The sequence below is a fragment of the Variovorax sp. GW821-FHT10B04 genome, from assembly GCF_059415645.1.
On the sequence record NZ_JBWKNQ010000006.1, the window covers coordinates 160847 to 182811 of the forward strand.

Annotated in this window: 23 protein-coding genes; 7 read left to right on the forward strand and 16 right to left on the reverse strand. The window is 67.9% G+C overall.

Translation table 11 applies throughout. The annotated features are described in order from the left end of the window. Window position 1: 1 nt before the first annotated feature. The gene (locus AC07PZ_RS16965; RefSeq protein WP_495296288.1) at window positions 2-1018 is read right to left on the reverse strand and encodes a TRAP transporter substrate-binding protein; all 1017 of its coding nucleotides are present in this window, start codon (window positions 1016-1018) and stop codon (window positions 2-4) included. Window positions 1019-1142: 124 nt separating this feature from the next. Here AC07PZ_RS16965 and AC07PZ_RS16970 point away from each other — a divergent pair, with 124 nt between their 5' ends. The 5 genes from AC07PZ_RS16970 to AC07PZ_RS16990 all read left to right on the forward strand — a co-directional run bounded on the left by AC07PZ_RS16970 (window position 1143) and on the right by AC07PZ_RS16990 (window position 6698). After that, window positions 1143-1922 (forward strand): IclR family transcriptional regulator, encoded by a 780-nt coding sequence (locus AC07PZ_RS16970; protein ID WP_495296289.1) that lies wholly within the window; start codon window positions 1143-1145, stop codon window positions 1920-1922. 136 nt (window positions 1923-2058) lie between these two features. Beyond that, on the forward strand, window positions 2059-2709 hold the full coding sequence (locus AC07PZ_RS16975; RefSeq protein WP_495296290.1) for a hypothetical protein: 651 nt from the start codon (window positions 2059-2061) through the stop codon (window positions 2707-2709). A gap of 79 nt (window positions 2710-2788) precedes the next feature. Next, the gene (locus AC07PZ_RS16980; RefSeq protein ID WP_495296291.1) at window positions 2789-3037 is read left to right on the forward strand and encodes a hypothetical protein; all 249 of its coding nucleotides are present in this window, start codon (window positions 2789-2791) and stop codon (window positions 3035-3037) included. 120 nt (window positions 3038-3157) lie between these two features. After that, on the forward strand, window positions 3158-5224 hold the full coding sequence (locus AC07PZ_RS16985; RefSeq protein WP_495296292.1) for an alpha/beta hydrolase family protein: 2067 nt from the start codon (window positions 3158-3160) through the stop codon (window positions 5222-5224). Between the two features lie 295 nt (window positions 5225-5519). Further along, the gene (locus AC07PZ_RS16990; protein WP_495296293.1) at window positions 5520-6698 is read left to right on the forward strand and encodes a putative Ig domain-containing protein; all 1179 of its coding nucleotides are present in this window, start codon (window positions 5520-5522) and stop codon (window positions 6696-6698) included. A gap of 79 nt (window positions 6699-6777) precedes the next feature. On the opposite strand, the gene msrB is transcribed toward AC07PZ_RS16990, so the two are convergent. Then, window positions 6778-7281 carry a peptide-methionine (R)-S-oxide reductase MsrB gene (msrB, locus tag AC07PZ_RS16995; RefSeq protein ID WP_495296465.1) on the reverse strand — a complete coding sequence of 168 codons (504 nt, stop codon included), beginning with the start codon at window positions 7279-7281 and terminating at the stop codon, window positions 6778-6780. A 238-nt stretch (window positions 7282-7519) separates the two neighbouring features. Between msrB and AC07PZ_RS17000 the strand changes: the two genes are divergently transcribed. After that, window positions 7520-8851 carry a DUF2325 domain-containing protein gene (locus tag AC07PZ_RS17000; protein WP_495296294.1) on the forward strand — a complete coding sequence of 444 codons (1332 nt, stop codon included), beginning with the start codon at window positions 7520-7522 and terminating at the stop codon, window positions 8849-8851. Here the strand turns inward: AC07PZ_RS17000 and AC07PZ_RS17005 are convergent, their stop codons facing one another. Beyond that, window positions 8852-9199: a winged helix-turn-helix domain-containing protein gene (locus AC07PZ_RS17005; protein ID WP_495296295.1), complete on the reverse strand. Its 348-nt coding sequence runs from the start codon at window positions 9197-9199 to the stop codon at window positions 8852-8854. Between the two features lie 18 nt (window positions 9200-9217). After that, window positions 9218-9760, reverse strand: coding sequence for a molybdopterin-dependent oxidoreductase (locus AC07PZ_RS17010; protein WP_495296296.1), 543 nt, complete (start codon window positions 9758-9760; stop codon window positions 9218-9220). A gap of 109 nt (window positions 9761-9869) precedes the next feature. Here AC07PZ_RS17010 and AC07PZ_RS17015 point away from each other — a divergent pair, with 109 nt between their 5' ends. Further along, window positions 9870-11414, forward strand: a complete 1545-nt coding sequence (locus AC07PZ_RS17015) for a CapA family protein (RefSeq protein WP_495296297.1) — start codon at window positions 9870-9872, stop codon at window positions 11412-11414. Window positions 11415-11423: 9 nt separating this feature from the next. On the opposite strand, the gene AC07PZ_RS17020 is transcribed toward AC07PZ_RS17015, so the two are convergent. The 12 genes from AC07PZ_RS17020 to AC07PZ_RS17075 form a co-directional block, all read right to left on the reverse strand. Next, window positions 11424-12293 (reverse strand): ABC transporter permease, encoded by an 870-nt coding sequence (locus tag AC07PZ_RS17020; RefSeq protein ID WP_495296298.1) that lies wholly within the window; start codon window positions 12291-12293, stop codon window positions 11424-11426. Between the two features lie 40 nt (window positions 12294-12333). Then, window positions 12334-13098 (reverse strand): ABC transporter ATP-binding protein, encoded by a 765-nt coding sequence (locus AC07PZ_RS17025; RefSeq protein ID WP_495296299.1) that lies wholly within the window; start codon window positions 13096-13098, stop codon window positions 12334-12336. A gap of 158 nt (window positions 13099-13256) precedes the next feature. Beyond that, entirely contained in the window at window positions 13257-14261 is a 1005-nt protein-coding gene (locus AC07PZ_RS17030) for an ABC transporter substrate-binding protein (protein ID WP_495296300.1), read from the reverse strand. Between the two features lies 1 nt (window position 14262). After that, window positions 14263-15273: an ABC transporter substrate-binding protein gene (locus tag AC07PZ_RS17035; RefSeq protein ID WP_495296301.1), complete on the reverse strand. Its 1011-nt coding sequence runs from the start codon at window positions 15271-15273 to the stop codon at window positions 14263-14265. A gap of 48 nt (window positions 15274-15321) precedes the next feature. Then, window positions 15322-16221 carry a TauD/TfdA dioxygenase family protein gene (locus tag AC07PZ_RS17040; RefSeq protein WP_495296302.1) on the reverse strand — a complete coding sequence of 300 codons (900 nt, stop codon included), beginning with the start codon at window positions 16219-16221 and terminating at the stop codon, window positions 15322-15324. A gap of 171 nt (window positions 16222-16392) precedes the next feature. Continuing rightward, window positions 16393-16833: an acyl-CoA thioesterase gene (locus AC07PZ_RS17045; protein WP_495296303.1), complete on the reverse strand. Its 441-nt coding sequence runs from the start codon at window positions 16831-16833 to the stop codon at window positions 16393-16395. A gap of 8 nt (window positions 16834-16841) precedes the next feature. Further along, entirely contained in the window at window positions 16842-18371 is a 1530-nt protein-coding gene (locus AC07PZ_RS17050; RefSeq protein ID WP_495296304.1) for an acyl-CoA carboxylase subunit beta, read from the reverse strand. Window positions 18372-18398: 27 nt separating this feature from the next. After that, window positions 18399-18620, reverse strand: a complete 222-nt coding sequence (locus AC07PZ_RS17055) for an acyl-CoA carboxylase biotin carboxyl carrier protein subunit (RefSeq protein ID WP_495296305.1) — start codon at window positions 18618-18620, stop codon at window positions 18399-18401. Window positions 18621-18666: 46 nt separating this feature from the next. Next, the gene (locus tag AC07PZ_RS17060; protein ID WP_495296466.1) at window positions 18667-19389 is read right to left on the reverse strand and encodes an amino acid ABC transporter ATP-binding protein; all 723 of its coding nucleotides are present in this window, start codon (window positions 19387-19389) and stop codon (window positions 18667-18669) included. Between the two features lie 39 nt (window positions 19390-19428). Further along, on the reverse strand, window positions 19429-20262 hold the full coding sequence (locus tag AC07PZ_RS17065; protein ID WP_495296306.1) for an amino acid ABC transporter permease: 834 nt from the start codon (window positions 20260-20262) through the stop codon (window positions 19429-19431). Window positions 20263-20281: 19 nt separating this feature from the next. Continuing rightward, window positions 20282-21034: an amino acid ABC transporter permease gene (locus tag AC07PZ_RS17070; RefSeq protein WP_495296307.1), complete on the reverse strand. Its 753-nt coding sequence runs from the start codon at window positions 21032-21034 to the stop codon at window positions 20282-20284. Between the two features lie 85 nt (window positions 21035-21119). Further along, complete coding sequence (locus AC07PZ_RS17075) at window positions 21120-21941, reverse strand: transporter substrate-binding domain-containing protein (protein WP_495296308.1); 822 nt, start codon at window positions 21939-21941, stop codon at window positions 21120-21122. Window positions 21942-21965: the final 24 nt, after the last annotated feature.

A 21965-nucleotide genomic window follows, 5' to 3' on the forward strand; every position in this document is an offset into this window, starting at 1 on the left:
TTCACTTCCGGATGCGGGCCAGCTCGTCGGTGTAGAGCTTGGCGATGGTGGGGTCGTAGGTGGCGAGGAACTTCTCGGTCACGGGCTTGACGGCATCGCGCATGCGGGCCTGTTCGGCGGCGCTCAGCTCGTTGTATTGCATGCCCTTGGACTGCAGTTCGGCCACGGCCTTCTGCGCGGCCGTGCGGCTCACTTCGCGCTGGTAGGCGCGCGACTCGTTGGCGGCGTCATGCATGATCTTCTGCTCGGCCGGCGACAGCTTGTCCCAGAAGCGCTTGCTGACCAGCACGATGTTGGCGGCGTAGACATGGTTGGTCGCCGTCACGTACTTCTGCACTTCGTAGAACTTGTTCGACAGGATCACGGCGAACGGGTTTTCCTGGCCGTCGACCGCCTTCGATTCCAGCGCGCCATACAGCTCGGCGAAAGGCATCGGCAACGGATTCGCCTTGAGCGTCTTGAAGGTGTCGAGGAACACCGGGTTCGGGATCACGCGGATCTTCAGGCCGTCGAGGTCCTCGGGCCTGGTGATCGGGCGCTTGCTGTTCGTCACGTTGCGGAAGCCCAGGTCCCAGTAGCCCAGCGCGACGAGGCCTTTCTCGGGCAGCCTGGCGATCAGCGCCTGGCCCAGCGGGCCGTCGAGCAATGCATCGGCCTGCGCGAAGCTGCTCACCGCGAAGGGGAAGTCGACCAGACCCATCTCCTTCACGATGCCGGCCAGCGAACTGGTCGCGGGTGCCGACATCTCCTGCACGCCGCCCTGCAGCGCGGACTGCTGCTGCAGCTCGTTGCCGAGCGCCGAGGCCGGGAATTCCTGCACCTTCATCTTGCCGCCGCTCTTGGCGGACACCAGCTCGGCAAAGCGCTTGACGCCGAAGCTCACCGCATGGTCGGGGTTGTTGATGTGGCCGAACTTGATGACCCGCTCCTGGATGTCCTGGGCGAACGCGGGTGCGGCGGGAATGGCAAAGGCGGCAAGCAGGCTGGCCGCTGCCAGCGCAAGGCGAAATGATTTCAAGGCTGTCTCCGTTGTTGATCGATGCGATGGATGCGGTCGTGGACCGTTCGCGAAAGCAATACTAACTGTAAGTGGAAAATATTTCCACATCGGAAACACCTTCCCGCTTTGGTAGAGTCCGGGCATGAGCGGAATCCTCGAACGCAGCTTCAAAGTCCTCGAACACCTGGCGGCCCATCCGGAAGGACAGCCGCTGTCCACGCTGGCGAACGACCTCGAGATGCCGCTGAGCGCCACGCATCGGCTGCTCACCGAACTGACCCGTTGTGGCTACGTGCGGCAGGCGCGCGACCAGGGCGACTACATCCTCACCATCAAGCTGGTGTCGATGGGGCTCAGCTTCCTGAGCGCATCGGGCGTGGTCGACGTGGCGCAGCCGTCGCTCGATCGCCTGGCGGAAGAGTCGGGCGAGCTGGTGCGGCTCGCGGTGATCGACGGCGACGACCTGACCTTCGTCGCCAAGGCGCAAGGCGCCAAGCGCGGCCTGCGCTACGACCCCGACATGGGGCTGTCGGTGCAGCTGTCGTGCAGCGCCGCCGGCCATGCCTGGCTGGCCGCCATGACCGACGAGGAGGCGCTCGCGCGGGTCGGCAAGCAGGGCTTCGGCGCACCGGAGAAGTTCGGCCCCAAGGCGCCGACCACGGTGAAGGCATTGCTCGCGCACTTGCGCACCACGCGCAAGCGCGGCTTCAGCATGATCTCGGACATGTTCGCGCCTGCGATGGCGTCGATGTCTGCCGTGGTCCAGGCGCGCGGCGTGGCGCTGGGCGTGGTGACGATCGCGGGCCCGATGGTGCGGCTGACCGACGAGCGCATGGAAAGCCTGGCCGACGGCCTGCTGCGCACGGCGGAGGAGATCGCGAGCGCGAGCCCGGCGTCGACGCTGTTCAAGCGGCGCGAATAGCGGCCCTTGCACCACGGGCGCTCCCTGCCTTCCGGGTGCTCGAGACCGGGCGCTTCGTAGAATCCGCGCGGCTCGCGCCCTCCCGGCCTCCCGTCTGCGGACCGGTTGCCGGCGCCCTTCTTCTTGCCACCGTCCGATGCTGCCCACTCCCTACCTGCTTCTCTCTCCTGCGGACGCCACGCCCGGCGCCTTGTCATCCACGCCGGTCGGCGGACCGTCCGCCGCGTATGCGCGCGTGCTCAATGTCGCGGGCCGGTGGGCCGTGCATGGCAGCGCGCCGTTGCCGCTTCTGGTGTGGCCGTCGACGGAAGCCGTTGCGGCGCAGGCTGCGGCAGACAGGGCCGCCCGGTCGCGGGGCCATCTCGTCCAGGTGGTCTCGCGCGCAGATGCCGCGTGGGTGGAAGGGCACGGCATCCAGCCATTCGGCGATGCCTTCGAATCCGCGCTCCACGGCGCTGCCGCGCAGAGTGCCGCCAAGGCAAGACGCCTGCGCACCGAGGCCGACAAGCTCGAGGCGTTCTGCCTCGTGGTGCGGGCCGCATCGGTCGCCGCTGACCAGGCCGCCTTCGCCGAAGTCGGCCGTGCCGCGTCGAAGGCGCTGCGGGCCAAGTTCGGCGGCGGGTCGATCACTTCTGCGTTCGCCTGGCTGGCCGGCCAGGCGGGGCAGCAGGCACTGGAGAGCGTGCTGACCGGCGAGGTGGAACTCGCCGGCACGCTGTCGACACAGCAGGTTGCCGAAGCCATGCAGTTGGCACGGCAGGCAGAGGCGCTTCGCGAGAAGGGCTGATCGCGGCGACGGCTGACACGGCCGGCCTTGCCGATCGGGCCATCATCCAGATTGATCGAATGAAACTCTGGAGAAGACCATGAACAAGATCCTGATCGCGCTCGTCGCATCCCTCACCGTGCTGACCGCCGGCGCCCAGATCGGCAAGGCAGCCTCCGAAGCCACCGACTCGGCCAAGCACAAGATCGACGAGAAGCGCGCGGACAGCGAGGCCAAGAAGAGCGGGCCGGTCGGCAAGGCCGTCAACAACGTCAAGTCGGGCTACCACAAGAACCGTTCGAAGGCCTCGGCCGACAAGGCCAAGAAGGCACTGAAGAACGCCGGCTGAACGCTTCGATTGCGAACGAGACCGGCCTGAAGCGCACGCCGGCGAGGAAAGCCAGGGACACGTGCTGACATGGTCGGCCGATAGACTTTCCCGGGTCGTTTTCTTGGCTCCGGGGAATCCATGCTGGTCAGCTCTTCGCGTCTCGCTTCGTGCATCCGTGTCCTGGGGCCGGTGTGGTTTGCCACGCTCGGCGTCGCCTTCGCCGCCGAGACCGCCGAGCCGGCGCCCGTGGCCGCGCAGGCGAAGGCACCCACCATCCCGTTGACGGCGTTCGCGGCCCTGCCGTCGATCCAGTTGCCGCGCCTGTCGCCCGACGGTCGCGGCGCGGTGATGATCCAGAACGTCAATGGCAAGAGCTATGTCGTGGTGAGCGGCTTCGGCGCCGAACCGAAGGTCCTGCTGCAGACCGACAACGACAAGTACAGCTTCATGTCGGTGCGATGGGCCGGCAATCAGCGCGTGCTGATCGGCGCCTCGTTTCCCGAGGAGCGACGTGGCATCCGCACGATCGAGACGCGGCTGATCGGCATCGATCGCGACGGCACCAACCTGAAGGCCGACCTGACCCGCGCGATCCAGGGCGATGGCGTCTTCGAGCCGCAGCAGCGCACGGCGCAGTTGCAGGACCGCATCGTTGCCAGCGTGCCGGGCGAGCCCGAGGTCGTGTTGCTGGCCCTCGACACCAAGGTGCCCGCGCAACCGGACATCTACCGCCTCGACGTGCGCAGCGGGCAGGCGCGCCTCGTGCAGCGCAATCTCGGCGGCATCCAGAACTGGATGGCCGACACCCAGGGCGAGGTACGGCTCGCGCAAGGCACGAGCGGCACCACCCGCCGCGTGATGGTCAAGCCGCCGGCCTCGCCGGAACGGCCATCCAGCTGGGTCGCGCTGGCACGCTACGACGCGAGCGATCCGGTGGCGGCGCGAACGCAGGCGCTGGCGCCGCTGGGCTTCGACGCCGATCCCCGCTTCCTGTATGCGCTCGCGCCCGTGGACGGCCGCAATGCGCTGGTGCGCATCGACCTGCAGGACCCGGCGTTCCCGCGCGAAACGCTGCTGGCCGACCCGCAGTTCGACGTGCGCGCCAGCCTGATACGCGATCCGGCGTCGCGTCGCATCGTCGGCGTCAACGCCACCACGAACGCCTCGCGCACGCTGTTCTGGGACGACGACGCGCGGCGGCGCCGCGAGTCGCTGGAAAGGGCGCTTCCGGGGCGCCTCAACCGCGTCGTCAGCAACGACGCGACCGGCCAGCGCGGCATCGTGCTGTCCATCCAAGGCGCACGTCCGCCGGACTATTTCATGATGGACTGGGCGAGCGGGCGGGCCGAGATCATCGGCAGTGCGCAGCCGGAGCTGGTGAAGCAGCCGCTCGCCACGCCTCGGCGCATTGCGCTGCGCAGCCGCGACGGCCTGGCGCTGGAGGGCTATCTGACGCTGCCGCCACGGCGCGCCGCCGGACCGATGGACAACTCCGGCGGGCGCCCCGCGCGCCCCATGCCGGCCATTCTTCTGCCGCACGGCGGCCCGGCCGCGGCCGACACCGGCGGCTATGACTACTGGTCGCAATTCCTGGCGAGCCGCGGTTGGGCCGTCCTGCAGATCAACTTCCGGGGATCGACCGGCTATGGCCAGGAATTTCGGGAGGCCGGCCGCCGCCGCTGGGGCCTGGAGATGCAGGACGACCTCGCCGACGGCATGCGCTGGCTCGTCGACCAGGGCATTGCCGATGCCGCGCGCGTGTGCATCGTCGGCGGCAGCTACGGGGGCTATGCGGCCCTGATGGGCGCCGTGAAGGACCCGGCGCTCTACCGGTGCGTCGTCAGCTTCGCCGGCCCGACCGACCTGCGCGACCTGCTGAGCCATTCCCAGAATTTCGTGGGCTACGAACTCGGCGCCGAAGCCGAGATCGGCACCTGGTGGGGCGACCGTGAAAAGCTCCGCCAGACCTCCCCGGCACTGCGGGCCGCCGAGATCCGGGTGCCGGTGCTGCTGATGCACGGCGTGAACGATCTCACGGTACCCGTCGAACAGTCACGCGACATGGCCGAAGCGCTGCAGAAGGCCGGACACACGGACACCCGCTACGTCGAACTGCCGCTGGGCAACCACACCCTCGCCCGGCAACAGGACCGGGTGCGCGTGCTGACCGAGATGGAACGGTTCCTCCAGCAGAACCTCGACTGAGCCGCCAGCCGTCGCCGGGCCTGGCGGCCGGCACCTCGAACGCGCCCGACGCGATCGGTCCAAGTACAGCATCAATGTAAACGGCAGTTTCATCATGTATCGTTGACATCGGAGGGGTCGATGGTCGGCTCTCGCAATGGCACGCCTCGGCACGGACCGACGGATGACGCCGCGCCGAGCGTGCTCACATACATAAAAGATGAGAACTTTCAAACTACTTGGCGTCCTGTTGGCTGCGGCCGTTTCTGCATGCGGCGGTGGAGGGGGAGGCGACAGCGGCGGTGGCGGCGAGACGTTGACCGTCACGCTGTCCTGGTCGAGCTCCGAGGCTCAGCTCTTCAAGGCCACGACCCTCTCGCCCGTTTTCTCCGGGTTCAACGGCCACACGCCGTCCTGCACGCTGACCTCCGGACGGGTGCCGCCGGGCATGAGCCTCGCGCAGAACTGCGCCATCACGGGTCGCCCGACCGAAGCCGGCTCCTTCAACCTGGGCATCCGGGTCAGCGCGTCGGGCGTCTCCAACACGGTGGACAGCGGCGCCACGGTTCGCGTCGTGGGCCCTTCGGTCTTCTACACCGGCCACGCTGGCTATCTGGACCACCTGGCCGTCGGCGACACGGTCAGCGATCTCCCATCGTTCGGCAGCTGGACTGCGCCGACCGACACCACCGTCGGCTGGAACTTCTCGGTGCGCGCAGGCGCCCTGCCCAACGGACTGGTGCTGGATCCGGCCACGGGCAGGATCAGCGGAACGTTCACGGCGCAAGGCGCGTTCTCGGCGACCATTCAGGCGGTGCTGACGACGCCCTATGGCAGCTATGAGACACAGCCCGCCGTCTACAGCGCCAACGTGAGCATCCCGTCGATCGCCTATGTGAACGTGGGTGGAACCGGCCAGTCGACCTATTACCAGTCGGGCTACGTATCCCAGCCCTTCGACCTGACCGCCTCGCCCATGTCCACGCCGCCCGGCAGCACCTTCTCCAATTTCCGGCTGGTCAGCGGCGCCCTGCCGCCAGGGCTGACGCTGGACAACGCGACGGGGCGCATCTCCGGCGTGCCGACCCAGCCGTCCGACCGGACGAACCTCGACAGCCTGTACTTCGGGATCGAGGCCAGCTACACCGTCGGCGCATTCGTCGGCACGGCATCCGGCCGGCCGGGCGTGGAGATCTCGTACCCGGCATACGTCGGATACGGCATGCCGAGCCCACGCGGCACCGTGGGAACGCCGTTGACCGTGATTCCGAAGCTCACGCAGATCAGCCCGATCGCGCTGGTCGCGCCGAGCTTCACCTACACCCCTCGGGCCGGTGCCTGCGATCTGCCGCCCGGCGTCACCATGGACGGCAACGGCGTCGCATCCGGGACGCCGACCGCGGCAGGATCGTTCAGCTGCATGGTGGACGCCGTCGTCACGAACAACGGCACGAGCTGGGACTCCCCCAGCCAGCTCTTCATCGTGATCGAGTAAGCGTCCAGCGGCCGAGGCCCCCATCGACAAGCCGCCACGTCGCTCAGGCCGTGGCGTTTCGGGGGCTTCGGGGCTTCGATCAGGCCGGCCCGGGATTGAACTTCATCGCCAGGCCGTTCATGCAGTAGCGCAGGCCCGTCGGCTTCGGGCCATCGTCGAACACATGGCCGAGATGACCGCCGCATCGCCGGCAATGCACCTCCGTGCGCGTCATGCCGATGGATCTGTCCACCGTCTCGCCCACCGCATCCGGCAGCGGTTGCCAGAAGCTCGGCCAGCCGGTCTTGCTGTCGAACTTGGCCATGGACGAAAAGGCGTCCAGGCTGCAGCCGGCGCAGGCGAACCGGCCTTCGCGATGCTCATCGTTCAAGGGGCTGGAGTAGGGCCGCTCCGTGCCCTGCTGCCGCAGGACGGCGTACTGGTTCGGACTGAGCAGCCTGCGCCATTCCTCATCGGTGCGGGTCACCTCGAATTTCGCGAGTTCGGCCGCCTGCGCGGTGCAGCCGCCCCAGCCGAAAGCCGAGCCGAAGGCCCAGCCGATCGTGGAGGCTCCGGCAGCGAGAACAAGACGGCGTCCATGCATGGTCATTCGGTTTCCTTCGGTTCGCGGAAGGCGCCCCCCGCGACCGATCCGTCGGCAGGGTCCGGCTCTTCTCTATGTCCATGCAGGTATTACGCGGCCGACCGGCATCTGGTTTCAGGTGATTGGCGCCGCGCATGTTCGAACGCCGTGATTTGGCCTTCGCTATGTTAGGCCGTATATTGCGTACGTTGGCTCCGGGCTTTCGCGACCCTGGCGCACGCCCCGCATGGACCTCACGATGCTCAATCCACCCTTCAGGCTCTCCGTTCCCGCCAACGCCGCCGATTCCCTGCACCAGGACGGCCCCAGGCAGCTCCGGTCCGCGTGCTGCAATGAAGCGCACGACGACGACATCGCGACGAACGGCCGCACACGGCTGTCCCAGCTGGACATGCATTTCCATTGCTCGGTGATCGGCACGTGCATGACGACGGCCGAGCTGAGAAAGCTGATGGGCCGCTTCATCGATGTCCATGGCGCCAGCGACCTGGACATCCATCACGAGACGGTCGGGCTCTCGTCACGGAATGCGCCGGTAACGAAGGCATTGCAGAAGGCGCTGGACCAGCGCCATGCGCCATCCATCCAGCGGTATGCGAAGGCCCCCGACGCCGCGGCGCTGCAGGCGCATTGGGAAGAAGCGCTGCGCCAGGGCGAGGTTCCCGGCGCGTACTGGGCCGTGCTGACGCACCGAAAGGCCACGACGGAACTGCGGCAGCGAGTCTTCGGCGACGTGCACATGCTGTCGCACCTGGTCGGCGCGGCGAACCGTGCCGACATCCGGCGCCTCGTCGCGCTCGAGCGCGAGAACGCCGAGCTGCACGAGCGGCTGGACCGCCAGCAGACCAGGTCGCAGGAAGTGTTCGAGGAGAAGGAAAGGCGGATTTCCTCGCTCGAGCAGGACGCCGTTCAGGCCGCGAGCCTGCGGGCCAGGCTGGCCGAGCTCGAATCCCGCATGGCGCCGGGTGCATCGGCGCCGAACTCGCCTGTCGAGACTTCAGCGCTGGTCGCCCTGCAGACCGAGCGGCGCGAGCGCGCCGAGCAGGCATCCGCGGCGGCGGCCGCCGAGGTCGCGAGGCTGAACGACGAGCTGGCGCACCTGCGGCAACACGCCGTGGCGCTGACCAGGGAACTCGGCGCCATGGAAGGCCAGTTCCGCAGCATGAGCGACGGCGACCCCGGCGCAGCGTCCTTCATCGACAGCCAGCTCCGGGGGCGGCGCATCCTGTACGTGGGTGGGCGCCCGAGCACCGCGCCGGCCATCCGCGACCTGGTGCTGCGGCATGGCGGACAGCTCCAGCGCCACGGTGGCGGGCTGGAAGATCGCAAGGGGCTGCTGGCTTCGGCCGTCGCATGGGCCGAGGTCGTCGTGTTTCCGGTCGACTGCATCGACCACGATTCCGCAGGCAATCTCAAGCGCCTGTGCCAGCGTCAGCAGGTGCCGTTCATTCCCTTGCGCGGCGCCGGCGTCGGCTGCTTTGCCGCGGCGTTTTCCACCGCCCCGACCGAAGAGGATGCAGGAACGCCGCCAGAAGCCGGACCGTCCTGGTGTGCCCGGCCGATGCCCTGATCAAGGCGCGAGCAGCCGGGTCAGCGCAGCGATGTCGGACGCCGCGGCCAGGCGGGCGGTGCTCTCGATGGCGCGGTAGTGCTTGATCATCTTCCGGCCGGTATCGGTCAGCTGCGTGCCGCCGCCATGTGCGCCGCCAGCCGCGGTGCTGACGGCCGGCGAGCTCAGTGCGCGGTTCATCTCGTCGATCAGCATCCAGGCGCGCCGGTACGACATGCCCAGCTGCCGGCCGGCCGCCGAGATCGAGCCGGTCTCCGCGATCGCCTCGAGCAGCGCGATCTTGCCCGGGCCGACCGCGACGTCGTCGTCACGGTGGATGCGCAAACGAAACTGGACCTTGGGTTTCATGTCCCTGCGATCCTGGCGTCAGTCGAGGGACCGGACTTCGATGCGCGCGAGATTGCGCACATAGCGCGGTCCTGCACGGCGATCGGCGTTCGAGATGAGCGCGATGCGCCCCTCGTGGTCGTCCAGGGATCGGCCGTCGCGCTCGAACAGCACCAGCACGCCGTCGCCGACGGCCGTGTTCGTCAGCTCCGGCCACGAGAACACGGCGCGGTAGCCATCGGTGGCGGTCGCGATCACCACCAGGGTCTTCCACTCGTTGCGGTCGGCTGACAAGAGGCCGGCCCGCTCGATCAGCGAAGCAAGCCGGACGCCCCGCACGGTCGACGACGTGGCAACGCCCTGGACGGTTCGAGGCTGCTGGAACTGGACGACGTCGGCGGCGGGCGAAGTCGCCAATGCCTCCGCATCGACCGTCAATGCCGACTTGACCAGGCCCTCGATGACGACGGCCTGCGAACTCGGCTGAGCCCCGGCGGCAAGGCCGTGCAACGTCACGACGGCGGCGACGATGAAGGCACGGAGCAGCGGCGCATGAACCCAGGATTTGAAAGCAGCTGTCATGACCGGCCCGGTATGAGTTTCATCGCCGATGAGTGTATGACGGCCCCGGTCGCGCAGCACGCCGCCTGCGTATCATCGATCGAAGCATGCGACTTCCCATCCAGATCCGATGACGTCCTCCCCTGCCCTGCCCGTGGTCGCCTGGGGTGGCGACGTCAATCTCGGCCGGCGCCAGCACTACCGCACGCAGGCGATGGGCGCCGCCGACGCGCTCGCGGGCGTGCCCATGCTGGCCCATGCGGACCTGGCGATCGTCAATCTCGAATGCGTGGTCGCGACCGCGGGCCGGCACGGCGTGGCCAAGGGCGAGTCGGCCCCCTATTACTACCGTGCGCGGCCCGAGATGCTGAAGGTGCTCGCAGCGGCCGGCATCGACGTCGTGACGACGGCCAACAACCACAGCGGCGACTACGGCCCCGAGGCGCTGGCCGAGCAGGCCGCGCTGCTCGATGCCGCGGGCATCGGCCACGCGGGCTCCGGCCCGACGGTCGATGCGGCCTTCGCGCCGGTGCTTCGGCGTGCCGGCGACGTGCGCGTGGCCATCTTCTCCATCGACGCGACCCAGCCGCACTTCACGGCCGGGCCGGCACGCTTCGGCCATGCCCACCTGTCGCTGGCATCGCCATCCGCCTGGACCGAGTGCCTCGCACCGCGGATCGAGCAGGCACGACGCGAGGCCGACGTCGTGCTCGTCGCGCTGCACTGGGGACCGAACGGCGAGGCCGCGCCGGGCGCCGACGAGATCGCGGTCGGCCATGCGGTGATCGATGCCGGTGCGGACGCGATCCTCGGTGCGTCCGCGCATCTGCTGCAGGGCGTGGAGATCTACAGGGAGCGGCCGATCGTCCACGACGCCGGCGACCTGCTGTTCGATGCAATCACCCGCGACGATGACGAAGCGGGCGTGTTCTCGTTGTCGCTGGACGCGACGGGCGTGCGCCGCGTGGTGTTCACGCCGATCCAGGTCGGCTTCGGCCGCACGGTGCAGCGCGGAGGCGTTCAGGCACAGGCGGCAGCGCAACGCTTCATCGACAAGAGCGCCGCATTGGGCGCGCAGTTCCAGCGGACGGACAACGGGCAATGCGTGATCGATCTGCATCCGCCGCAGCGCGCACCGGCGCCGGCCGAGGCGCGCGCCGTGCCGATTCCCGCCAAGGCCGCGCACCACCTTCCTGCGATGCGTGCCGCCGTGGTGGCGCGGCCGGAGTGGGAGGCCCGCGACATACCGCCCGAGGCACGGCTCGCCACGCCGGTGCAGATCGGCCCGTTGCGCCTGCTCGGCGTGCGTGCCGGCCCGACCGAACTCACGCGCCGCTGCATGCTGTTCATCGAGACGTTCTGGACGTTGGCCGAACCCACGCCCCACGACTGGCGGCTCGACGTGTGTGCGGTGCCCGTCCCGCCGGCCACGATGCCCGCGTGGGGCCGCTCCATGGACCATGACCCGTGCGACTGGATGTGGCCCACCAGCCGCTGGCAGGCCGGCACGATCTACCGCGACCTCCATGGGCTGCGGCCGCCGTCCGCGTCGGCGCTGCACGATGCCCTGCTGCGCCTGGAGATCGGCCTGGTGCGCAGCGAGCAGCGGTTGCCGCGCATCGCCCTGCCCCTCGGCCTGCGGCTTGCGCTCGGCAAGCCACCATCCACATCCTGAGACAGGGTTCTAGCGCTGCTGGCCCCAGCGACGGATGGTCAGGCGTTCGAGTGTCGCGAAGCCCAGGGTCTCGACGGCCAGGCCGATCAGCACCACCATCGCGAGCCCGGCGAACACCCGGTCGGTGTAGAGCTCGTTGCGGTTCTGGAAGATGTACCAGCCGAGTCCGCCTTTGCCGGACGAGGCGCCGAACACGAGTTCGGCCGCGATCAGCGTGCGCCACGCGAAGGCCCAGCCGATCTTGAGGCCCGAGAGGATCGCCGGCAGCGCCGCCGGCACGAGGATCTGCAGCACGTAGCGCAGGCCGCGCAGCCCATAGTTGCGCCCGGCCATGCGCAGTGTCTCGGGCACGGCCTGGAAGCCGGCATAGGTGTTGAGCGCCAGCGGCCACAGCACCGAATGGATCAGCACGAACACCAGGCTGCCACGGCCCAGCCCGAACCACAGCAGCGCCAGTGGCAGCAGTGCGATGGCGGGCAGCGGATTGAACATCGAGGTCAGCGTGGCCAGCAGGTCGCGGCCGAGCTGGGTCGACACCGCCAGCGTGGTCAGCACGAAGGCCAGCAGCACGCCGCCGATGTAGCCCTGCAGCAGCACCGACAAGGAGATGCCGACCTTCTGCACCAGCTCGCCGCTGGCCAGGCCGTCGACCAGCGCGCGGGCGGTGGCGCTGAAGGTCGGCAGCAGCAGGTCGTTGTCCTGCCAGCGTGCCGCCAGCTCCCACAGCACGGCGAGCACGACCAGGATGATCCCCTTGCGCAGCCAGCCCTGCGCCCAGACGCGCGTGGCCAGCGGCAGCGGACGCTCGACAGGCAGCGCGTTGAAGGGCTCGAGCCGAAGCTCGTACTCGGGGCGGATCGGCGGGGTCGATGCAGTCATCGGTATACCTTCGGGCGAGCTTGCCGGGGCGGCGCGACACTCATGGCGCGACAGTGTCCTGTTCGTCGAACAGCATGTGATGGATGCGTTGCGCGGTGGCCTGGAATTCGGCGCCGCCCAGGCTGTCGAGCCCGTAGGCATGGCTGTTGATCTCGGCACGCATGCGCCCCGGATGCGGCGACAGCAGCGCGATGCGGCTGCCGACCACCATCGCCTCCTCGATCGAATGCGTGACGAACAGCAGCGTGAAGCGCACCTCGTCCCACAGCTGCAGCAACTCTTCCTGCATCTTGCGGCGCGTCAGCGCGTCGAGCGCGGCGAAGGGCTCGTCCATCAACAGCACGCGAGGCTGCATGGCGAGCGCGCGTGCGATGGCCACGCGCTGCTTCATGCCGCCCGAGAGCTGGTGCGGATGCACGTCCGCGAACTTCGCGAGGCCGACCTTGTCGAGGTAGTGCAGTGCGCGCTCGGCGGCCTCCTTGCGGCCGAGCGTGCGCGAGGCCAGCAGCGGAAACATCACGTTCTGCTTCACCGTCTTCCACGGCGGCAGCTGGTCGAACTCCTGGAACACGACGATGCGGTCCGGCCCCGGCGCGGTGACCACGCGGCCATCGAGGCGGATCTCGCCCTCCACCGGCGCGATGAAGCCACCGATCGCCTTCAGCAAGGTCGACTTGCCGCAGCCCGACGGGCCCAGCAGCACGAAGCGATCGGCTTCGTGCATGTCGAAGCTCACCCGGTGCGTCGCACGCACCACGCGTTCCGGCGTGCGGTATTCGAGACTCACGCCATCGACCTGGAGCAAGGCGCCGGCGTCAACGTCGGTGCGAGCATCGGAACCGGCGTCCGAGACGCGCTCTTCACCAGAAACACCACGGAACCGGCTTCGCCGGGCCGTCGGTGTTGCCCCCGGAAGGGGGTTGGCGGCTACGCGAAGCGAGCTAGCCTGGGGGAGAGCCAATTTCACGACCCCGGCTGCGCGTAGGCCTCTTCGAAGAAGTAGTCCTTCCACGACGCCGCCTTGTTCTTGATCACGCCGAGCTTGTACAGCTCGTCCGCATAGACGAAGGTGCGATGCGGCGACACGGTGAAGTCGTTCTCCGGGTCCTCCACGATCCGGCGCACCAGCTCCGGTGCGAGCTTGGACTTCTGCACGCGAATGAAGATGTCCGCCGCCTTCGCCTTGTCGGCCTGGATCAGTTGCGCGGCCTCCACCAGTGCGGCGTAGAAGGCCTTGTAGGTCTTCGGGTTCTCGTCGTGGAACTTCTGCGTGGTGTAGAGCACGTTGAAGGTCGCGGGCCCGCCGAGGATCTCGTACGAACCGATGACCTTGTGGATGTTCCTGTTCGCGGCCAGCGCCTGGTAGTAGAACGGTGCGCTCGAGAAATGGGTATTGATCTCCGAACCGCCAGCGATCAGTGCGGCCGTCGCCTCGGGATGCGGCAGGCTCACCGAGATGTTGTCGAAGCGCTTGAAGTCGTCCTTGCCGAACAGGCGCGCGGTCTCGATCTGCAGCGTGCGCGACTGGAAGCCGACGCCTGCGGCCGGCACCGCGATGCGGTCCTTCTCGCTCAGGTCCTTCAGCGTCTTCACGGCGGGGTTGTTCGACAGCAGGTAGTTGGGCAGCGAGCCGAGTGCGGCCACCGCCTTCACGTTCTGCCGTCCCCTGGTGCGGTCCCACAGCGTGAGCATCGGCGGCACACCGGCCGACACCACGTCGAGCGCGCCCGCCAGCAGCGCTTCGTTCATGCCGGTCGAGCCCGAGATGCTCGCCCAGTCGACCGCGATGTCGAGCCCTTGCTGCTTGCCGTGCTTCTCGATCAGCTGCTGGTCGCGCACCACGTCGAGGATCAGGTAGCCGATGCCGAACTGCTGCGCAATGCTGATCTTGCCCTCGGCGTGCGCCGCGCCCTGCAGCGCAAGCAGCGCGGCCACGCCCGCCAGGATGGTCTTTTTCAAGCTGCGCATGTCAGTTCCCGGCCGCGTTCTGTGCATCGTCGAAGAAGTAGTCCTTCACCGATGCCGGCTTGTTCTTGATCGCGCCCACGCGGTGCATGAATTCGGCCAGCGCATAGGTGTTCTGGGGTGCGGTCTTGAATTGCACTTCGGGGTTCTGGATGATCTTCAGCAGCAGGCCGCGATCGATCTTCGCGTTGCTCACCTTGATGTAGATGTCGGCCGCCTTCTCGGGGTTGGCCGTGACGAACTGCGCCGCATCGTTCAGCGCATCGACGAAGGCCTGGTAGGTCTTCGGGTTCTCGCTGCGGAACTTCTCCGTCGCGTACAGCACGGTGGCCGAAGACGGACCACCGAGCACCTGGTAGGAGTTCAGCACGATGTGCGCCGCCGGATTGCCCGCCAGCTCCTGCTCCTGGAACGGCGGATTGCCGAAGTGCCCGGTGATCTCGGTGCCGCCCTTGATGATCGCGGCGGCCGCGTCGGGGTGCGGCAGCGCGACGCTGATCGCGTCGAGCTTCGCGTAGTCCTTGTCGCCCCACAGCTTGGCCGACGCCAGCTGCAGCACGCGCGACTGCACCGACACGCCGACCGCAGGCACCGCGATGCGGTCCTTGTCGGTGAAGTCCGCGATGGACTTCACGTTCGGATTGTTGCTCACCAGGTAATACGGGAAGTTGCCGAGCGAGGCCACGCCCTTCACGTTCTGCTTGCCCTTGGTGCGGTCCCACAACGTGAGCAGCGGGCCGACGCCCGCGCCGGCGATCTCGATGTTGCCGGACAGCAGCGCGTCATTGACGGCCGAGCCGCCGGACAGCTTGACCCATTCGACCTTCGCGTCGACGCCCAGGGCCTTCGCGTGCTTCTCGATCAGCTTCTGGTCCTGCGCCACGTTGAGCAGCAGGTAGACGATGCCGAATTGCTCCGCGATGCGGATCTGCCCCTCGGCGTGCGCGGCGATGCTGCCGAGCGTGAGGCCCAGGCCGGCCACGATGGCCGCCGCCTTGCGCGTGAATGAGTTCATGTCCAGTCGACCTTGAGAGAGTGAAAGTGGCGCGGTGCGCGAAGTGGCTCAGCGCGGCGTGTCGCCGACGACGGTGGTGCGGTTGAGCCTGCGGCGCAGGTGGTCGGGCGTGCCGGCGGCCAGGTGCATCAGCGACCGGTTGTCCCAGAACACCAGGTCGTATGGCTGCCACGCGTGGCGGTAGATGAACTCGGGCCTGACGCTGTGCGCGAACAGTTCGGCGAGCAGCGCGTCGCCCTCGTCCTTCGGCAGATCGACGATCCGGGTCGTGAAGTGCTCGCTGACGAAGAGCGCCTTGCGCCCGGTCTCGGGATGCGTGCGGACGACCGGATGCACGGCCGGCGCCACCTGGTCGATCTGCGCTTGCGAGAGCTTGGGCCGCCACGGGTTCCTGGCACGCAGTTCCTCGTACTTCGCAAGGTAGCTGTGCTCCGCCTGCAGCGGCAGGATGCGCTGTTGGAGTTCGGGGCTGAGTGCCTCCCACGCCAGGTGCTGGTCGGCGAACAGCGTGTCGCCGCCTTCGCTCGGCAGCTCCTGCGCGTGCAGCAGGGAGCCGAGGCTGGGCTTCGGCTTGTACGAGATGTCGGAATGCCAGTAGACGCCGGCATCGCCGAGCCCGATGGGCTCGCCGTTCTCCTTGATGTTCGAGACGATCAGGATCTCCGGGTGGTTGGCCAGCTGGAACTGGTGCAGCACGTGGATCTCGAGCGGCCCGAAGCGGCGGCTGAAATCGATGTGCGCCTGGGGCGACACGCGCTGGTCGCGGAACACCAGCACGTGGTGGTCGAGGTGGGCGCGATGGATGCGCGCGAAGTCGCTCTCGCTGATCGGCTTCGAGATGTCGAGCCCGACGATCTCTGCGCCGACGGGCGCGTCGAAGCGGCGGACTTCGAAGGCCTGGGCGGTCTGGCTTGTCGGGGCGGAAACTTCGGGGGCGAGAACGGTCATCGCGCAGGAACTCGTAGAGGTCGGAAGTCCGCGACTCTAGAACCCGGGCACCGTCTCAGGAACGACGGATTTATTGCTTGCTTATGAGCAAACTGTCTGTGCACGGCAGGCGGGCGACACGCACGCACGCCGTACGGGCACGTGCAGGTCGCGCGTGCCGTCCGGCAACGCCTACCGGAAGCGCAGCTTCATCTCTTCGGTGAAGGGCAGCCCGCGCTTGCTGGCCCGGTCCACCGCCACCACGATCGCATGGCCTACCGCCGCCACGCGGTCGCCGGAAAACACCGCCTGCCCGAAGAGGACGGAGGTGCGACGCACCTCCAGCACGGTGCAGGCGGCGTCGACCACGCCAGGATAGTGGAGTTCGGATTTGTAGTCGACGTCCAGGTGAACCAGCATGTAGGTCGTCCGGTCGTCCCGCACGAGCGGCGTGCGCTCCTGGATGTAGCGGTTGCGCACGTTCTCGAACAGGCTGAGGATCGCCACGTTGTTGACGTGCAGGTTGACGTCGAGATCGGCAATGCGCAGGTGCTCGTGGGTGAAGAAGTCGAAGGACGCGCGCAGGCCCAGGTCGCGCTGCGGCGGCACCGCCTCGGTGGAAGTCGTGGACATCGCCATGCTCAGTAGGTGGTGGGCCAGTTCGCCATCCGCTTCAATCCGAGCCCGCCGCCTTTCTTGCGCGCATGGAAGGACAGCATGCGGATGAGCCAGTCGCGGGTCTCGCGCGGGTCCAGCACGGTCTGCGCCATGAAGGCCTCGGCCAGCGCGTACGCCGAGGTGTCGCGTGCCAGCTCGGCCTCGAGCTGCGCATAGGCCTCGGGCGTCTCGCCGGGCTTGAGGCGGTGCAGCACGTTCATCGCGGGTTCGCGGCCCATCAGGCTGACCTCGGCCGTGAACCAGCCCGCCAGCTCGTCCGCATAGCCCGCGCCCATGTTCAGGTGGGCCTGCCCATAGGACTTGCGCATCACCACGGTGAGCTTGGGCACGGTGCTCGCGCCCAGCGCCTGCAGGTAGTTCATGATCTTGCCGGGCATCTTCTGCCGCTCGCCCGCCGCACCCACCATGAAGCCGGGCGTGTCGGCCAGCGTGACGATCGGGATGTTGAAGCTGTCGCACAGCACGATCAGGCTCACGATCTTGTCGCAGGCGTCGGCGTCGAGCGCGCCGCCCTTGTGCAGCGGGTTGATCGCGATGATGCCGACGGTCTCGCCGTCGAGCCGTGCCAGCCCGGTGCAGGCCACCCGCGCAAAACGTTCCTTCAGCGGAAAGAAGCTGCCCGGGTCGACGATCACCTCGACGATGCGGCGCACGTCGTAGGCCCGCTTCGGGCTTTCGGGCAGCAGTTCGAGCAGGCGCTCCTGGTTCGCACCCGCACCGGCCGGCACCGGCACGCGCGGCGCGCGCTCGTTGCAGTGCGAGGGCAGGTACGACAGGAAGCGGCGGATCTGCGCGAGCGCCTCTTCGTCGGTGTCGACGGCGCAATCGACCAGGCCGGTGACGGCGGTCTGCACTTCCCAGCCACCGAACTCGCGCGGGTCGTTCGACTCGGCCATCGCGACCGAGGTCACGTGCTCGCTCGACACCGCCATGACCGCGCCCTTGCGCATCACGACGAAGTCGGACATCGCGGCGTAGAAGGACCCGTCGCCGTACGTCAACCCGAGGATGGCGGCGGCCCACGGCGACGAGCGGTCGCGCCACAGCGCCGAATGCTCGCCCGCATGGTGCAGCCCCTGCGCCCCCATGATGTCCGGGATGCGCGAGCCCGCGCATTCGTTGAGGAGCACCAGCGGCATGCCGTTCTCCGCCGCGTTGCGCCGCGCATGGCGGAACTTCTTGTCGCCGATCGCCGAGGTCGAGGCGCCGAGCGTGGTGAAGTCGGCGGCATGGACCACCACCTCGCGGCCGTCCACGCGGGCGAAGCCGCTGACGTAGCCATCGGCGGCTGAACGGTCGAGGTCTTCGCGGCGCGACGACACCGCCAGTTGCCCCCATTCAGCGAAGCTGTCGGCGTCGACCAGGCCGGCGACGCGCTCGCGTGCGTTCAGGATGCCGTGGGACTTCCGCTCGTCGAGCCGCTTCTGCGAGCCCATGGCCTGCGCCTTCCGGCGGCGGGCCTGCAATTCCTGGATCTGGTTCTCGAATGCCATGGTGTGGGTGCTTTCGGGTCTCGGTGGTCAGCTGTTCAGCACGACGACCACGAGGTCTTCGCCGACCACGGCGCCCTCGGTGGTCAGGATCTCGGCGACCACGCCGCGGCCCGGCGACAGCACCGGGATTTCCATCTTCATCGACTCGATGATCATCAGGGACTCGTCTTCCTGCACGGTCTGGCCCAGGGCCACTTCGATCTTCCAGACGGTGCCGGATATGCCGGCGTTGACTTCGGTTCTGCTCATACGGACTCCAGTGTTTGTGGGGGTGGTGGTGTTCGGCCTGGCCGGGCTACATCACGTGATCGAGGAAGGCGCGCGTGCGCGCATGCTGCGGGTCGTCCAGCAGCTGCGCGGGCGGCCCCTGTTCGACGATGCGTCCGCCGTCGGTGAAGCAGATGCGGTCGGCCACTTCGCGCGCGAAGCCCATCTCGTGGGTGACCAGGATGCAGGTCATGCCTTCGGCGGCCAGGTCGCGGATGGCGGTCAGCACTTCCTTCTTGGTCTCGGGGTCCAGCGCGGCGGTCACCTCGTCGAACAGCATGACCTTCGGGTTCATCGCCAGCGAGCGCGCGATCGCCACGCGCTGCTGCTGGCCGCCCGAGAGCTCGCCCGGAAAGCTCTTTTCCTTGGCCGACAGGCCGACCTTGCGCAGCAGCTCGCGCGCATGCGCTTCGGCCTGGCCCTTGTCCTGCCGGAGGACATGCACCGGCGCCATCATCACGTTCTGCAATGCGGTCTTGTGCGGGAACAGGTTGTACTGCTGAAACACGATGCCGACCTTGCGGCGCAACGCGAGCTTGTCGAGCCGCGGGTCGTTCACCTCCTGGCCGTCGACGCGGATCGAACCGCTGTCGACCACGGCCAGGCCATTGATGCAGCGCAGGAAGGTCGACTTGCCGGAGCCCGACGGCCCGATGATGCAGACGGTCTCGCCGCGCGCCACGGTGAGGTCCACGTCCTGCAGCACCACGTGCGTGCCGAAGCGCTTGGTGATGCCGCTCGCCTCGACGATCGGGGCGGCCAGCTGGTGGTGGGTCATGGGAAGAGGCTTTCAGTTCTTGACGGCATAGCGGCGCTCGAGCCACAGCGTCGACCGCGCAATCGGATAGCAATAGACGAAGAACATCGTCAGCAGCATCAGGTACATCGGCATGAGCAGGTCGCCGCGACTCTCCGCCGACAGCGCGGACTGCACCATCGTGAGTCCCTCCTGGATGCCGACGATGGAGATGATGGTGGTGTTCATCGTCAGCAGCGCGTACTGGTTCATCCACGGCGGGATCATTCGCTTGACGGCCTGCGGCAGCACGATCATCCAGAGCGCCTGGCGACGCGAGAAGGCGAGCGAATCGGCCGACTCCCACTGCGCGGTCGGAATGGTCTGGATGCCGCCGCGCACGATCTCCGCGACGTTGGCCATCACCGGCAACGCCAGGCCGACGACCGCCTTCATCCACGGCGCGAAGCGCAACTCGACACCGAACACCTGGGTCTGGAATGGCACGAGCAGCATGACGCCGAAGAGCACGACCAGCCACGGCGCATTGCGGAAGAAGTGCACGACGGGCCAGCACAGCGCGCGCACCCAGCGGCGCGGCGACATCGTGCCGAGCCCGAGCATCGCGCCGGTCACGGTGCCGATCGCCATCGACAGCAGGCTCACCTGCAGGTTGAAGAGGAAGCCGCTGAACACCAGCGGCGTCCACTTGATCAGGAGCTGCCAGACCTCGGGCCGGCCCGGTGCGGCCTGGCCCTGCGCCCAGGCCAGCGAGAACGCGAAGCCCAGCGCCAGCAGCATCAGCGTGCGCAGCGAAGCGCAGCCGGCCACCCAATCGATGCGCCCGGCCATCCGCAGCGACGCAGGCGACGACTTCAGCACCGCCATGGCGTGCGGGGAACCACGCTCACCCATGGCCGAACCCCGGCACGCGCAACGCACGCTCCAGCCGCTCCATCGCCGCCGCGAGCACCGCGACGAGGGCCACGTAGACGACCAGCATCACCAACATCATTTCCCGCACGTTCATGGCCTCGGTCCAGATCTGCGAGGAGATGCTCAGGATGTCCGACACGCCGATCGCATAGGCCAGGCTGGTGAGCTTCACCAGCGCGATCAGGTTGTTGGTCAGCGCCGGCAGGCACACGCGCAGCGCCAGCGGCAGGATCACGTGGACATAGGCGCCGATGCGGCTGTAGCCCAGCGACTCGGCCGCCTCGACCGTGGTGGACGGCACCGCCTCGATGCCGGCGCGGAAGATCTCGGCATTGAAGGCGCCCGAGAACAGCGACAGCGAGATCACGGCCCAGCCGAAGTTGTTGATCAGCGGCACCGCCTGGCCCGACGCATTGGTGATGGTCGGCAGCAGCGTGCTGACGCCGAAATAGAAGAACGCGAGCTGCACGAGCTGCGGCGTGTTGCGGAACACCTGCACGTAGCCCGCGACCAGTGCCCGCACCACGCGGGACGGCGCCTGCTGGAGCCAGGCCGCCAGCACGCCGAGCACCACGCTCAACACGATGCTGCAGCCGGACAGCGCGAGCGTCGTCCACACGCCGCGCAGGAACCGGCCCCGGTCGTAGGCGTCATAGAAGATCGAGAAGTTGATCGAATGGGCCTCGTTCAACCAATGGAAGAAGTCGGCCGGGTTCCATGTCATGTCGCCACCATTGCGCTTTCATTCCCGATGAGCGCCCGCTGCCACGGCGCGTGGCTGGCGGGCATGTCGTTCATTCGACGGCGGATCAAGGCGTTGCGGCGAACTTCTTCTGCATGTCGACGAGGTAGGGGTTCACCTGGATGCCCCACTTCTTCTCGTAAGCAAGCAGCGCGCCGGACTTGTGCCAGTCCTTCGACGTGGCCACCAGCATCTGTCCCCACGGGCCCGGCAGGTCGGCCAGGCGCACGCCCATGGCCCACGGCTCCTCGTCCTCGGTCTTCAGCGGCATCTCGTAGCCGGCCCATTCGGGCGAGCCTTCCTTCAGCATCGACTCGATGAGCGAGCTGTCGAAGATGAAGCCCACGCAGTTGCCGCCCTGCAGCGCCTTCTTCGCGTCGGGAATGGCCGGGAACACCACCAGCTCGGCGCCGTAGTGCTGGGCCGCCACGCGGTTGTAGTACGCGCCCTGGATCGCGCAGACCTTCTTGCCGCGCAGTTGCTCCCAGCTGGTGAGCTTGGCCGCCTTCGGCGCGAGCAGGTTGCCGCCGCTGGCGTAGTACTGCGGCTCGATCATGCCGACCACCTTGCGGCGATCGGGCTTGTCGGCCATGGTCGCGAGGACCAGGTCGATGCGCCCCTGGTTCAGGAACTCCATGCGGTTGGCCGCCGTGACCGGCACCATCTCCAGCTTCACGCCGAGGCGCCTGGCCAGGTCGTTGGCCATGTCGATCTCCATGCCGACGATCGCGCCCGAAGCGTCCAGGTAGGCCCAGGGCTTGTAGTCGGTCTTGACGCCGACGGCGAGCACGCCCGACGACTTGATCTTGGCCAGGGTGTCCTGGGCATGGGACGGAAGCGCGGCGCATGCCAGGACGACGCTCCAGACAACGGATGCGAACTTGATCACGATTCTTTCCTTCAGGGGTTGGGG